The 12,215-nt window shown below is 66.0% G+C and carries 16 protein-coding genes; 11 read left to right on the forward strand and 5 right to left on the reverse strand.

Annotated elements, in window-relative coordinates; translation table 11 throughout:
• Positions 1–7 precede the first annotated feature (7 nt).
• Positions 8–916, forward strand: coding sequence for an acetylglutamate kinase (gene argB, locus PcP3B5_RS29490; RefSeq protein ID WP_043315009.1), 909 nt, complete (start codon positions 8–10; stop codon positions 914–916).
• 57 nt (positions 917–973) lie between these two features.
• Positions 974–1,417 carry an acyl-CoA thioesterase gene (locus PcP3B5_RS29495; RefSeq protein WP_043268115.1) on the forward strand — a complete coding sequence of 148 codons (444 nt, stop codon included), beginning with the start codon at positions 974–976 and terminating at the stop codon, positions 1,415–1,417.
• A gap of 4 nt (positions 1,418–1,421) precedes the next feature.
• Here PcP3B5_RS29495 and PcP3B5_RS29500 read toward each other — a convergent pair whose 3' ends face one another.
• Together PcP3B5_RS29500 and pyrE are read right to left on the reverse strand one after the other, a co-directional pair.
• Positions 1,422–2,060 carry a DUF4124 domain-containing protein gene (locus PcP3B5_RS29500; RefSeq protein ID WP_145923963.1) on the reverse strand — a complete coding sequence of 213 codons (639 nt, stop codon included), beginning with the start codon at positions 2,058–2,060 and terminating at the stop codon, positions 1,422–1,424.
• 19 nt (positions 2,061–2,079) lie between these two features.
• The gene (gene pyrE / locus PcP3B5_RS29505; RefSeq protein WP_009614134.1) at positions 2,080–2,721 is read right to left on the reverse strand and encodes an orotate phosphoribosyltransferase; all 642 of its coding nucleotides are present in this window, start codon (positions 2,719–2,721) and stop codon (positions 2,080–2,082) included.
• An 82-nt stretch (positions 2,722–2,803) separates the two neighbouring features.
• On the opposite strand from pyrE, the gene PcP3B5_RS29510 reads away from it, so the two are divergent.
• Positions 2,804–3,583 carry an exodeoxyribonuclease III gene (locus PcP3B5_RS29510; protein WP_043315008.1) on the forward strand — a complete coding sequence of 260 codons (780 nt, stop codon included), beginning with the start codon at positions 2,804–2,806 and terminating at the stop codon, positions 3,581–3,583.
• Positions 3,584–3,645: 62 nt separating this feature from the next.
• Here the strand turns inward: PcP3B5_RS29510 and PcP3B5_RS29515 are convergent, their stop codons facing one another.
• Positions 3,646–4,008 carry a DUF4870 domain-containing protein gene (locus PcP3B5_RS29515; RefSeq protein WP_043268113.1) on the reverse strand — a complete coding sequence of 121 codons (363 nt, stop codon included), beginning with the start codon at positions 4,006–4,008 and terminating at the stop codon, positions 3,646–3,648.
• 16 nt (positions 4,009–4,024) lie between these two features.
• On the reverse strand, positions 4,025–4,744 hold the full coding sequence (gene rph / locus PcP3B5_RS29520; protein ID WP_009614139.1) for a ribonuclease PH: 720 nt from the start codon (positions 4,742–4,744) through the stop codon (positions 4,025–4,027).
• A 164-nt stretch (positions 4,745–4,908) separates the two neighbouring features.
• Here rph and PcP3B5_RS29525 point away from each other — a divergent pair, with 164 nt between their 5' ends.
• From PcP3B5_RS29525 to PcP3B5_RS29555, 8 genes are all read left to right on the forward strand, one after another.
• The gene (locus tag PcP3B5_RS29525; RefSeq protein ID WP_043315007.1) at positions 4,909–5,772 is read left to right on the forward strand and encodes a YicC/YloC family endoribonuclease; all 864 of its coding nucleotides are present in this window, start codon (positions 4,909–4,911) and stop codon (positions 5,770–5,772) included.
• A gap of 41 nt (positions 5,773–5,813) precedes the next feature.
• On the forward strand, positions 5,814–6,434 hold the full coding sequence (gmk, locus tag PcP3B5_RS29530) for a guanylate kinase (protein ID WP_009614143.1): 621 nt from the start codon (positions 5,814–5,816) through the stop codon (positions 6,432–6,434).
• A gap of 89 nt (positions 6,435–6,523) precedes the next feature.
• Positions 6,524–6,790 carry a DNA-directed RNA polymerase subunit omega gene (gene rpoZ / locus PcP3B5_RS29535; RefSeq protein WP_009614145.1) on the forward strand — a complete coding sequence of 89 codons (267 nt, stop codon included), beginning with the start codon at positions 6,524–6,526 and terminating at the stop codon, positions 6,788–6,790.
• 54 nt (positions 6,791–6,844) lie between these two features.
• Positions 6,845–8,956, forward strand: a complete 2,112-nt coding sequence (gene spoT, locus PcP3B5_RS29540) for a bifunctional GTP diphosphokinase/guanosine-3',5'-bis pyrophosphate 3'-pyrophosphohydrolase (RefSeq protein WP_043268111.1) — start codon at positions 6,845–6,847, stop codon at positions 8,954–8,956.
• 24 nt (positions 8,957–8,980) lie between these two features.
• A complete protein-coding gene (locus PcP3B5_RS29545) occupies positions 8,981–9,361 on the forward strand; it encodes a RidA family protein (protein WP_009614149.1) in 381 nt (126 codons plus the stop codon).
• Between the two features lie 70 nt (positions 9,362–9,431).
• Positions 9,432–10,163, forward strand: coding sequence for a hypothetical protein (locus tag PcP3B5_RS29550; RefSeq protein ID WP_043268109.1), 732 nt, complete (start codon positions 9,432–9,434; stop codon positions 10,161–10,163).
• Positions 10,164–10,576: 413 nt separating this feature from the next.
• Positions 10,577–10,978 (forward strand): colicin E3/pyocin S6 family cytotoxin, encoded by a 402-nt coding sequence (locus PcP3B5_RS31250; RefSeq protein WP_237143123.1) that lies wholly within the window; start codon positions 10,577–10,579, stop codon positions 10,976–10,978.
• 15 nt (positions 10,979–10,993) lie between these two features.
• Entirely contained in the window at positions 10,994–11,233 is a 240-nt protein-coding gene (locus PcP3B5_RS29555; RefSeq protein WP_061563106.1) for a pyocin S6 family toxin immunity protein, read from the forward strand.
• A gap of 73 nt (positions 11,234–11,306) precedes the next feature.
• Here the strand turns inward: PcP3B5_RS29555 and PcP3B5_RS29560 are convergent, their stop codons facing one another.
• Positions 11,307–12,164, reverse strand: coding sequence for an NAD-dependent epimerase/dehydratase family protein (locus tag PcP3B5_RS29560; protein WP_061563107.1), 858 nt, complete (start codon positions 12,162–12,164; stop codon positions 11,307–11,309).
• Positions 12,165–12,215 lie beyond the last annotated feature (51 nt).

Below are 12,215 nucleotides of genomic sequence, written 5' to 3' on the forward strand. Positions count from 1 at the left end.
CAGCACCATGTCCCAGAGCCGCGATGACGCAGCCCAGGTAGCCCGCGTCCTTGCCGAAGCGCTTCCCTACATCCGCCGTTTCGTCGGCAAGACGCTGGTCATCAAGTACGGCGGCAACGCCATGGAGACCGACGAGCTGAAGAACAGCTTCGCCCGCGACGTGGTGCTGATGAAGGCGGTCGGCATCAACCCGGTGGTGGTGCACGGCGGCGGCCCGCAGATCGGCGACCTGCTCAACCGCCTGTCCATCGAGAGCCACTTCATCGACGGCATGCGCGTCACCGACGCGCAGACCATGGACGTGGTGGAGATGGTCCTCGGCGGCCAGGTGAACAAGGACATCGTCAACCTGATCAACCGCCACGGCGGCAGCGCCATCGGCCTGACCGGCAAGGACGCCGAGCTGATCCGCGCGAAGAAGCTCACCGTCACCCGCCAGACGCCGGAGATGACCAAGCCGGAAATCATCGACATCGGCCACGTCGGCGAGGTCACCGGGGTCAACACCGAGCTGCTGAACATGCTGGTCAGGGGCGACTTCATCCCGGTGATCGCGCCCATCGGCGTGGGCGCCAACGGCGAGTCCTACAACATCAACGCCGACCTGGTGGCCGGCAAGGTGGCCGAGGCGCTGAAGGCCGAGAAGCTGATGCTACTGACCAACATCGCCGGCCTGATGGACAAGCAGGGCCAGGTGCTCACCGGCCTGACCACCGAGCAGGTGGACAGCCTGATCGCCGACGGCACCATCTACGGCGGCATGCTGCCGAAGATCCGCTGCGCCCTGGAAGCGGTGCAGGGCGGCGTGACCAGCGCGCACATCATCGATGGCCGCGTGCCCAACGCCGTGCTGCTGGAAATCTTCACCGACAGCGGCGTCGGCACCCTGATCAGCAACCGCAAGCCGCGCCACTGAGCACTACCCGCCACGGCGCCCGCCGTGGCGGTTCCCCTCTGCCTCCCGGAGGCCGCAATGCCTTCAGCCTTTCCCGAACGCCACGAGTTCCGCTTCTTCCACGGCCTGCGCGTGCGCTGGTCGGAGGTCGACCCGCAGGGCATCGTCTTCAACGGCAACTACCTGACCTACGCGGACGTCGCCACCACCGAGTACTACCGCAACCTGGAGATCCGCTACCCGGCCGACCTGCTGCGCGGCGGCGGCGACTTGTTCGCGGTGAAGAGCAGCCTGGAGTACTTCGCTCCGGCGCGCTACGACGACTGGCTGGACATGGGCGTGCGCGTCGCGCGCCTGGGGCGCAGCAGCCTGACCTTCCAGGTGGCGATCTGGTGCGAGGAGCAACCGCTGACCCTCGGCGAGCTGATCTACGCCTACGCCAACGACCAGCGGCAGAGCCAGCCCCTGCCGGGCTGGCTGCGCGAGCGCATCGCGAAATTCGAGCACCTGCCCGTCGACTGACGGACTAGCGGGAGGCGCCGAGCAATTGCGCGAGGCGCGCGCGGTCCGCCTCGAAGGCGGCCTTGGCCTGGGCGCGCAGCTGCTGGTAGTGGGCGATGTCGCGCAGCAGGCGCTGCTCCTCGTCCTTCAGGTTGGCCAACTGCTCGACCAACTGCTGCGGCACCTGGCGCCCGGCGCGCTCGGCGTCGGCGGCCTGGGCCTGCAGGTTGCCCTGCTGCGTCTTCAGCGACTGCAGGTTGCCCCGGGCCACGCTGCTCAGGCCATCCAGCTCGGACAGCTTGCGCTCGCGGGCGCGGTCGACGTCCTCGACGCTGGTGTACAGGCGCAGCAGCTGGGCATCGGAACTGGCCTGGGCGGCGGCGGCCTTGCGCTGCTGGATTTCCTCCGCGGTCGGCGCCGGCGGCACCACGCGGATCACCCGCCCCTGCTCGTTGAGCACCTCGTAGCCCTTGCCGATGTACTGCGACGGCACGCCCAGGCGATCGATGACGGTCACACCCTTGTCGTTGACGTAGCGGTACATCTCGACGGCGCCGCCGGACGAGGGATTGCCGGCGGCGTTCGCCGCCAGCGCCGGCCCGGCCAGCCCGAAGGCCAGCAACCCCATCAATGCACCACGGCGAAAAGCACCCTGCTTGGCCATGCCGGACACCCTGTTCTGGTTAGATTCCGTACTGCGCGCGATAGGCCTCGACCGCCGGCAGGTGACGCTTGAGCTCGGCGTCGCCGGCCAGGTATTCGAGGACCTGCTCCAGGGACACGATGCTGACCACCGGCATGCCGAAGTCGCGCTCCACTTCCTGGATCGCCGACAGCTCGCCGCGGCCGCGCTCCTGGCGGTTCAGCGCGATCAGCGTGCCGGCGGCCCTGGCGCCCTGGGCCTCGATGATCTGCATGACCTCGCGGATCGCGGTGCCGGCGGTGATCACGTCGTCGACGATCAGCACCCGGCCGGCCAGCGGCGCGCCCACCAGGGTGCCGCCTTCGCCGTGGTCCTTGGCTTCCTTGCGGTTGAAGCACCAGGGCAGGTCGCGCCCGTGCTGCTCGGCCAGCGCCACCGCTGTAGCGGCCGCCAGCGGGATTCCTTTATAGGCCGGGCCGAACAGGACATCGAAATCGATGCCGCTGTCCACGACCGCGGCGGCGTAGAAGCGCCCCAGCTTGGCCAACGCCAGGCCGCTGTTGAACAGGCCGGCATTGAAGAAATAGGGGCTGGTGCGCCCGGACTTGAGCGTGAATTCGCCGAAGCGCAGTACGCCGCGCTCGATGGCGAAACGGATGAAATCGCGTTGATATGCCTGCATGGGAATAGAACCGGCCGGTATGAATTTAGCTAAACCGTTTGAGCTCGGGTATCATACACACACGTGATTTTGGGGGCCATTTATGCGGATCATCAGTGTGAACGTGAATGGTATTCAGGCTGCAGCCGAGCGGGGATTGCTCAGCTGGTTGCAAGCCCAGAATGCCGACGTGATCTGCTTGCAGGATACCCGCGCCTCCGCTTTCGATCTGGACGACCCGTCCTACCAGCTGGACGGCTACTTCCTGTACGCCTGCGACGCCGAAGTGCCCAGCCAGGGTGGCGTCGCAATCTATAGTCGTCTGCAACCCAAGGCCGTCATAAGCGGGCTGGGTTTCGAGATGGCCGATCGTTACGGGCGCTACCTGCAAGCCGATTTCGATAAGGTGAGTATTGCCAGCATTCTTCTGCCGAGCGGGCAGGAGGGTGACGAGAACCTGAACCAGAAGTTCAAGTTCATGGAAGACTTCGCCGCCTACCTGAACAAGCAGCGCCGCAAGCGCCGCGAGTACATCTATTGTGGGTCGCTGTACCTGGCCCACAACAAGCTGGACGTGAAGAACTGGCGCGAATGCCAGCAGATGCCCGGCTTCCTCGCGCCCGAGCGCGGCTGGATGGACGAGGTGTTCGGCAACATGGGCTACGTCGATGCCCTGCGCGAGGTCAACCGCGAAGGCGACCAGTACAGCTGGTGGCCGGACAGCGAGCAGGCCGAAATGCTGAACCTGGGCTGGCGCTTCGACTACCAGATCCTCACCCCGGGTCTGCGCCGCTTCGTGCGCAACGCCAAGCTGCCGCGGCAGCCGCGCTTCTCGCGCCACGCGCCGCTGATCATCGACTACGACTGGACGCTCAGTATTTGAGAGCTGGAAGCTAGAAGCCTGAAGCTGGAAGCAAAAGCCGCCACGCTTCCAGCTTCTAGCAGCTACTTCAACGGCCGCCAGGTGAACGGATAACGGTAGTCGCGGCCCTCGTTGGCCTTGACCCCGGCGATCACAGTCAGCACCAGGGCGCCGGCGCAGACCAGCGCCAGCAGCAGGAAGCCGATCACCAGCAGGCAGAGGAAGAAGCTGACCAGCATCGCCAGGCTGACGGTGATCTGGAAGTTCAGCGCTTCCTTGCCCTGGCTGTCGACGAAGGGATCGGACTCGCGCTTGATCTGCCAGACGATCAGCGGCCCCAGCAGGTTGCCGAAGGGAAAGACCAGCCCGAGGAAGGCGGAGAAGTGGCAGAACATCGCCCACTGCCGGGCTTCCTGGCTCGGTCGCGCTTGCAGTTCGTCGTTCATCCCCGCCCCTCCCGCGTCAGTCGGCCAGCGCGGCGCGCTGCAGTTCGAAGATTTCCTGCATGCCCTGCTGCGCCAGTTCCAGCATGGCGTTCAGCTCGGCCGGCTTGAACGGCTCGCCTTCGGCAGTGCCCTGCACCTCGATGAAGCCGCCGGCGTCGGTCATCACCACGTTCAGGTCGGTCTCGGCGGCGGAATCCTCCAGGTAGTCCAGGTCGAGCACCGGCACGCCCTGGTAGATGCCCACGGAGACCGCGGCGACCATCTGCTTGAGCGGGTTGCCCTTGAGCGCGCCGCGCTTCTTCAGCACCGCCAGGGCGTCGATCAGCGCCACGGTGGCGCCGGTGATGGACGCGGTGCGGGTGCCGCCGTCTGCCTGGATCACGTCGCAGTCGATGTACAGGGTGTTCTCGCCCAGTTTGGTCAGGTCCAGCGCGGCGCGCAGCGAACGGCCGATCAGGCGCTGGATCTCCAGGGTGCGGCCGCCCTGCTTGCCGCGGCTGGCCTCGCGGGCATTCCGCTCGCCGGTGGAGCGCGGCAGCATGCCGTACTCGGCGGTCAGCCAGCCCTGCCCCTGGCCCTTGAGGAAGCGCGGCACGCCGCTCTCGGCGCTCACGGTGCAGATCACCTTGGTGTCGCCGAACTCCACCAGAACCGAACCCTCGGCATGCTTGGTGTAGTGGCGGGTGATGCGGATCGGGCGCAACTGGTCGGCGGCGCGGCCACTGGGACGGTTCATCGAGACTTCCTATGCGAGATTGAATCGGATACTGGCCGCCATTATAGAGGCCCCGGCAGCCAGGCAACCACCGCCGGCGTGCGGCGGCCGGCCCCGCTGGGGTACAATTGCCGGTTCACGATGACATTTCATCGCTTTCAGCCGAATCACAGCGAGGTAGCCCCATGGTTCACAGCATGACCGCCTTCGCCCGCGTCGAACGGGCCGGGACCAATGGGACCCTGAGCTGGGAACTGCGCTCGGTGAACCACCGCTACCTGGAGCCGAACCTGCGCCTGCCGGAAACCTTCCGCGACCTCGAAGGGCCGGTGCGCGAGGCGCTGCGCCAGGGCCTGTCGCGCGGCAAGGTGGAATGCACCCTGCGCTTCAACGAGGACACCGCCGGCAAGCCGCTGCAGGTCGACCGCGAGCGCGCCGCGCAACTGGTGGCCGCCGCCGAGGGCGTGGCCGCGCTGATCAAGCAGCCGGCGCCCATCGACCCGCTGGCCGTGCTGGCCTGGCCGGGCGTGCTGGTGGGCGATGCCGCCGACCCGCAGGCGCTCAACGCCGAGGCCATGACCGCCTTCAACCAGGCGCTGGACGAGCTCAAGGCCGGCCGTGCCCGCGAAGGCGCGGAACTGGCGCGGATCATCGACGAGCGCCTGGGCGCCATGCAGGAAGAAGTGGCCAACCTGCGCGAACTGGTGCCGCAGATGCTCGGCAACCAGCGGCAGAAGATCCTCGACCGCTTCGCCGAACTGAAACTGGAAGCCGACCCGCAGCGCCTGGAGCAGGAAATGGTCCTGCTGGCGCAGAAGAGCGACGTCGCCGAGGAACTCGACCGCCTGAGCACCCACGTCGCCGAGGTGCGCCGGGTGCTCAAGGCCGGTGGCGCCGCCGGCCGCCGCCTGGATTTCCTCATGCAGGAACTCAACCGCGAGGCCAACACACTCGGCTCCAAGGCCTTCGACCCGCGCTCGACCCAGGCCGCGGTGAACCTCAAGGTGCTCATCGAACAGATGCGCGAGCAGGTCCAGAATATCGAGTGAGCCGCGCGCTCGCTTTCCACCCATAGCCCCAGGATTCAGTCATGTCCGGCACCCTCTACATCGTTTCCGCGCCTTCCGGCGCCGGCAAGACCAGCCTGGTGAAGTCGCTGCTCGAGGCCATGCCCAGCGTGCGCGTCTCGGTCTCCCACACCACTCGCGGCATGCGCCCGGGCGAGGTGGACGGGGTGAACTACCACTTCGTCGGCCGCGACACCTTCACCGCCATGCTCGAACGCGACGAATTCCTCGAGCACGCCGAAGTCTTCGGCAACCTCTACGGCACCTCGCAGCGCTGGGTGGAAAAGACCCTCGCCGAAGGCCTCGACCTGATCCTCGAGATCGACTGGCAGGGCGCCCAGCAGGTGCGCCGGCTGATGCCCCACGCGCAGTCGATCTTCATCCTGCCGCCGAGCCAGCACGCCCTGCGCCAGCGCCTGACCAACCGCGGCCAGGACAGCGACGAGGTGATCGAGCGGCGCATGCGCGAGGCGGTCAACGAAATGAGTCACTACGTCGAATACGATCATCTGGTGATCAACGACGATTTCGCCCATGCTCTGGAAGACCTCAAGTCGATCTTCCGTGCCCGCCAGCTGCGCCAGGACGCCCAGCAGAAGCGCCACGAGCGGTTGCTCGAGGAGCTGTTGCAGCCGTCGGCATAACAAACGGCCCTTCCATAAAGATTGGCGATTTTTTAGACTATTCAGTCCGCCCGGAAACCCGGGCTCCATTTTCCGCAACGAGGAACACCATGGCCCGCGTCACCGTCGAAGACTGCCTGGACAACGTCGATAACCGTTTCGAGCTGGTCATGCTCGCCACCAAGCGCGCGCGCCAGCTGGCCACCGGCGGCAAGGAGCCGAAGGTAGCCTGGGAAAACGACAAGCCCACCGTGGTCGCCCTGCGCGAGATCGCTTCCGGCCTGGTCGATGCTGAAGTCGTTCAGCAGGAGGACGTGGTTGAAGAAGAACCGCTGTTCGCCGCCTTCGAAGACGAGGCCAACAACGAGGCCCTGTAATTCGATGACCGGCCGACGACCACAGGCGCCGTCCACTCGGCAGGGGGTGATGCCTTGCCGAGCATAGACGCCTTCGCCGACCGGCTCTCGAGCTATCTCGGTCCGGACCAGGTCAACCTGGTCCGCCGTGCCTACTACTACGCCGAGCAGGCCCACGACGGGCAGCGCCGCCGCAGCGGCGAGGCCTACGTCACCCATCCGCTCGCCGTCGCCAACATCCTCGCCGACATGCACATGGACCATCAGAGCCTGATGGCGGCCATGCTGCACGACGTGATCGAGGACACCGGCATCGCCAAGGAAGCGCTCACCGCGCAGTTCGGCGAAACCGTCTCGGAACTGGTGGACGGGGTCAGCAAGCTGACCCAGATGAACTTCGAGTCCAAGGCCGAGGCCCAGGCCGAGAACTTCCAGAAGATGGCCATGGCCATGGCCCGCGACATCCGCGTGATCCTGGTCAAGCTGGCCGACCGCCTGCACAACATGCGCACCCTGGAAGTGCTGTCCGGCGAGAAGCGCCGGCGCATCGCCAAGGAAACCCTGGAAATCTACGCACCCATCGCCAACCGCCTGGGCATGCACAGCATGCGCGTGGAATTCGAGGACCTGGGCTTCAAGGCCATGCACCCGATGCGCTCCGAGCGCATCCGCCAGGCGGTGAAGAAGGCCCGCGGCAACCGCCGCGAGATCGTCGGCAAGATCCAGGAATCGCTGGTCAACTGCCTGGCCCGCGAGGGCATGGAAGGCCAGGTGCTGGGCCGCGAGAAGCACCTGTTCAGCATCTACAAGAAGATGCGCGGCAAGCGCAAGGCGTTCAACGAGATCATGGACGTCTACGCCTTCCGCATCATCGTCGACAAGGTCGACACCTGCTACCGCGTGCTCGGCGCCGTGCACAACCTGTACAAGCCGTTCCCCGGCCGCTTCAAGGACTACATCGCGATTCCCAAGGCCAACGGCTACCAGTCGCTGCACACCACCCTGTTCGGCATGCACGGCGTGCCCATCGAGATCCAGATCCGCACCCGCGAGATGGAAGAGATGGCCAACCACGGCATCGCCGCGCACTGGCTGTACAAGTCCAACGAGGACGAGGTGCAGAAAGGCACCCACGCCCGCGCCCGCCAATGGGTCAAGGGCATCCTCGAACTGCAGCAGCGCGCCGGCAACTCGCTGGAATTCATCGAGAACGTGAAGATCGACCTGTTCCCGGACGAGGTCTACATCTTCACGCCCAAGGGCCGCATCATGGAGCTGCCCAAGGGCTCCACGGCGGTGGACTTCGCCTACGCGGTGCACACCGACGTGGGCAACAGTTGCATCGCCTGCCGCATCAACCGCCGCCTGGCGCCGCTGTCCGAACCGCTGCAGAGCGGCCAGACGGTGGAAATCGTCACCGCGCCGGGCACCCGGCCGAACCCGGCCTGGCTCAACTTCGTGGTCACCGGCAAGGCGCGCACGCACATCCGCCACGCCCTCAAGCAGCAGCGCCGCTCCGAGTCCATCAGCCTCGGCGAGCGCCTGCTGAACAAGACCCTCGCCGGCTTCGACAGCCACCTGGAGAAAATCCCCGCCGAACGCATACAGGGCGTGCTCAACGAGTACCGCATGGAAGTCTTCGAGGACCTGCTCGAGGAAATCGGCCTGGGCAACCGCATGGCCTACGTGGTCGCCCGCCGCCTGCTCTCCAGCGAAGGCGACGCCGCCGCCACCAACGCCGAGGGGCCGCTGGCGATCCGCGGCACCGAGGGCCTGGTGCTGAGCTACGCCAAGTGCTGCACGCCGATCCCCGGCGACCCCATCGTCGGCCACCTGTCGGCCGGCAAGGGCATGGTGGTGCACCTGGAAAGCTGCAGGAACATCAGCGAAATCCGCAACAACCCGGAAAAATGCATCCAGCTCAGCTGGGCCAAGGATGTCACCGGCGAGTTCAACGTCGAGCTGCGCGTCGAGCTGGAACACCAGCGCGGCCTGATCGCCCTGCTGGCGACCAGCGTCAACGCCGCCGACGGCAACATCGAGAAGATCAGCATGGACGAGCGCGACGGTCGCGTCAGCGTGGTCCAATTGGTGGTCAGCGTGCACGACCGCGTGCACCTGGCCCGCGTCATCAAGAAGCTGCGCGCGCTCAAGGGGGTGGTCCGGATCACCCGCGTGCGCAGCTGATCCCACCCCTCGCAAGGAGTCGACATGACCAAGACCGTTATCCACACCGACAAGGCCCCCGCGGCCATCGGCACCTACTCCCAGGCGATCAAGGCCGGCAACACCGTCTACGTCTCCGGGCAGATCCCGCTGAACCCGCAGACCATGGAGCTGGTCGAGGGCTTCGAGGAGCAAGTCGTCCAGGTGTTCGAGAACCTCAAGGCGGTGATCGAGGCTTCCGGCGGCTACCTGCACGACGTGGCCAAGCTGAACATCTTCCTCACCGATCTGTCGCACTTCGCCAAGGTCAACGAGATCATGGGCCGCTACTTCACCCAGCCCTACCCGGCGCGCGCCGCCATCGGCGTGGCCGCCCTGCCCAAGGGCGCCCAGGTCGAGATGGACGCCATCGTCGTCCTGGAGTAAGCCTCCACTCCCGAACGGGGCCCTCGCGGCCCCGTTCGTTTTTCCCCGTTCGTCCGCAAGGAGCACCCGCATGCGTCGCGCCCTCGTCCTGAGCGCCCTGCTTGGCCTGCTGACCGGCTGCGCCGGCACCCCCGATCCGTCCGGCACCTGGATCAACCAGGCCGCCATCGACGCCGCCAGCAAGAGCGGCAAGCTGCGCGAGGCGCTGCTGGCCTACGGGCCCAACCTGGAATGGCGGCTCGACACCAAGAGCCAGCAAGCCACCTTCAGCAACGGCTTCGAACAGGGCGAAGGCCAGCTGAGCCAGGACCCGGCGGACAAGAAGCACTGGCAGGTGGCCTTCTACGGCAGCAAGCAGGAAGAGCTGGCGGTGGACGGCAAGCAACTGGTGCAGGTGGGCAGCGAGAACTGGCCGGAACAGCGCTTCGCCCGTCCCGAACAGCAGGGCCCGGCACCCATCGGCGCCAGCTTCCAGCGCGCCCTGTACGGCAGCTTCCTCAAGGGCACCTGGGTGATCCAGGAAGGCCCGGGCCAGGGCAGCAAGGTGACCTTCCAGGCCGACGGCCGCGTGGAGGGCATGCCCAGCGCCGACCGCTACGCCCTGTGCCTGGCCGGCGACTGCGCGGCCATGAGCGGCGACAGCGACAGCATCTGGCTGCAACAGGGCCGCCAGGGCCGCGAATACCTGTTCCAGCGCGAGGACGACAAGCTCGAACTCTTCGAAGCGGTGAACCGCGCCCAGGCCGACGAGATGCCCGAATACGCCCCGGGCAAGCGCGTCTGGCTGCTGGAACGCGACTGAGCCGCCGGCGCCTCGGGAAAAAACCGCTGACCAGAGTTCTTTGCTGCCGGGCGGCCATCCGGCAGCAAACGCCATAAGGTCATAGGGGCATTCTGACGCGCAGTGCCTCCCTGCAAATACAGCTTCCCGCAAGACAGTACGCGCAAAAATCATCGCCCTCTCCTACTGCCCTTTCAGCTTTCGCTATCTCTCCGCCCTTTCCATCTCCCGGCAACATGTCCTCCCGATTTTTTCACGCGCGGCACAGCCAACAATTCCGCTTCCGGCTGTCCGGACCGATGTCAGGAGTCATTACCAGATGACGGAAGAGTGGGCAGGGCATCACTGCGAAGTGTGTTACAAGCGGACCACCACACGTCGACCCAAGCACCGTACTGGGCATTCCAGCTCTCGAAGGAGCACCGACACTTCCTATCTTATGGGTCTATCCCCCCAGCGAGGCGGTCAAGCAGATCCTGGTCAACCCGGTATATCCGCCGGATTATCAGGACGCCATCATCTGGTTTCCGGCCGATACCGGTCTTCAGCCGATCTACATCTCGCTGAGTGTTGCGGGTGATCACCACTATCATCCCGCCCCTAAAACACTCTCTGCGTTTCCTGATGCCTTACCGGTCAAGGCGAAGAATACCGTCCAAGGCGGCCATGCTCGGCGTAAGCGATGGAAAGACAGCAAAGGCCGAATCTATGAGTGGGACGCTCGTCATGGCACCGTTGAACTCTATGACAGGCAAGGCAGGCACCTAGGCGAGTTTGATCCGGAAACCGGCAAACGGACCAAACCGCCACAGGCCGACAGAAACACACCGAAGTGAAGCAAGGAGGACACTGTGTATCTGCACATCACGGGTTTCTTACCAGACGATAGCGAAGATGATTCGTTGAAGTTCGAACTGGACATCGCCCCTAGGTTGGAGCATTCGGTCATCCGGGCCCTGGGGCATGAAAACATCGAGGCCATGGCATGTGGCGAGTGGTTGCTAACAAAAGAACAAGTTCAGCGAATAGCCACTCTACTGAACCAGCCATTGCCACGCGACCTCGACATTTTCATTGGCGTAGTCGCTTGACTCGCAATCCGAGCAAAGGCAAGCACTCACTCGAATCAGCTCTCACTACGCCAGCAGCCGGTTGGCGTCCACCTCAGTCCTCGCGCCCGGCGAGGATGGCGGCGTAGCCCTCGCGGTAGCTGGGGTAGCGCGGCACCCAGCCCAGCGCCCTGGCGCGGGCGTTGCTGCAGCGCTTGCTGCCGGTGCGGCGCACGCTCTGCTCGTCCGCCCAGTGGCTGACGCCCATGAGCCCGCGCAGGTAATCCACCACTTCGGCCAGCGGCGCGGGTGCGTCGTCCACGCCGATGTAGCAGTCTTCCAGCGGCTTGCCCGCAGCATCGGCGCGCAGCAGGCAGGCCAGCAGCCCGGCGGCGTCCTCGGCATGGATGCGGTTGGCGTACAGCGGCGGCTCGACGGCCACCCGGTAGCCTTCGCGCACCTGCTTGAGCAGCCACTCGCGGCCGGGGCCGTAGATGCCGGTCAGGCGCACCACGGTAGCGGGGATGCCACTGTCCAGCGCCACGCGCTCGGCGTCGAGCATGATCCGTCCGGAATACTGCCGGGCCTCGGCGGGCGAGTTCTCGTCGATCCACTCGCCGTCCGCCTGGGCGTAGACGCCGCTGCTGGAGACGAACAGCACACGCCTGGGCCGCTGCCCGCGCTGCTGCAGCCAGCCCAGGCAGTGGCGCAGGCCCTCGACGTAGGCGGCGCGGTAGCCGGCCTCGTCGTGCTGGGTCGCGGCGGCGGCGTAGACCAGGTAGTCCAACTCGCCCTCGGGCCAGGCCGGCGGGCACTCGGCTCTGCCCAGGTCGCCGGCCACCGGCAGGATGCCCGCGGGCAGCGCGGCGGCATCGCGGCGCAGCCCGTACACGCGCCAACCCTCGGCGGCCAACTGGCGGCCGAGGCGGCTGCCGACGTCGCCGCAACCGGCGATCAGAACATTCGCAGGCATCTTCGCCTCCTAAAGACAGGGCCCCGGAGTTTAGCGCGGTTGGTTCGCAAC

Source organism: Pseudomonas citronellolis (genome assembly GCF_001586155.1).
GTDB lineage: Bacteria > Pseudomonadota > Gammaproteobacteria > Pseudomonadales > Pseudomonadaceae > Pseudomonas > Pseudomonas citronellolis.